The organism is Pseudomonas sp. ES1, from assembly GCF_050586605.1.
Lineage (GTDB): Bacteria > Pseudomonadota > Gammaproteobacteria > Pseudomonadales > Pseudomonadaceae > Aquipseudomonas > Aquipseudomonas sichuanensis.
The window spans coordinates 1-495 of sequence record NZ_JBOBDM010000142.1 but is presented as its reverse complement, the minus strand read 5'-3'; the positions used below and the strand labels follow the sequence as shown (position 1 = coordinate 495).

Annotated in this window: 1 protein-coding gene; it reads left to right on the top strand. The window is 56.2% G+C overall.

The features are described 5' to 3' along the window. Positions 1 to 495: IS256 family transposase (locus ACQ4N9_RS26510; RefSeq protein WP_430934123.1), on the top strand; the 495-nt coding region annotated here is incomplete at both ends.

Below are 495 nucleotides of genomic sequence, written 5' to 3'. Positions count from 1 at the left end.
CGCAACAAGGCCATTTACTTGGCATTGGGCGTTCTCCCCGATGGGACGCGCGATATCTTGGGCATCTGGATCGAGAACACTGAGGGTGCAAAGTTCTGGATGAAGGTGTTTAACGATCTCAAGACACGTGGCGTCGAGGATGTGCTGATTGCCGTGACCGATGGCCTCAAAGGCATGCCGGAGGCCCTCAGTGCCGTGTTTCCAGAAACGACGTTGCAGACGTGCATCGTGCACCTGATCCGCAACAGCCTGGACTTCGCAGCCTGGGACAAGCGGCGAGCTCTGGCAAAGGAGCTGAAACCGATTTACCAAGCCATCAATGCCGAAGCGGCTGAGCAAGCACTCGATGAGTTTGAGAACGGGCCATGGGGCGAGAAATATCCGACGGTGGTGGCTGCTTGGAGGCGCGCCTGGGATCGAGTGATTCCATTTTTCGTCTTCCCTCCGGCCATTAGGAAGGTGATTTACACCACCAACGCCATTGAGAGCATCAAC